We start from the raw sequence: 280 nt of genomic DNA on the forward strand, positions 1-280 counted from the left end.
TACGGTTTTCAATATTTAAAGCTCGTTTTTTTGCCATTTCCATTTTAAGATTTTGAGCTTCTTCTTGAGTAATTTCTCCGTTTTTTAATCGTGCATCAATAGCTTCTACTTCAGATTTTAGAAGTGCTTTTTCTTCGGCTTCAACCTTTTTTATAGATGCTTTTAGCTTTTGTATTTCGGCTTTATTTACTGTTTTTGGAATGCTATCTTGTGCAGTGATGAGTTGCACACTTAAGCTTAAAATAATTAGTATAAAATACTTTGTAATTGTTTGCATAAC

Annotated in this window: 1 pseudogene; it reads right to left on the reverse strand. The window is 30.4% G+C overall.

From position 1 onward, the window contains the following. Positions 1–229 (reverse strand): annotated as a pseudogene (locus J8281_RS19540) (hypothetical protein); the annotation flags it as partial. Between the last annotated feature and the right edge of the window lie 51 nt (positions 230–280).

The sequence above is a fragment of the Aquimarina sp. U1-2 genome (genome assembly GCF_017897595.1).
Classification (GTDB): Bacteria; Bacteroidota; Bacteroidia; order Flavobacteriales; family Flavobacteriaceae; genus Aquimarina.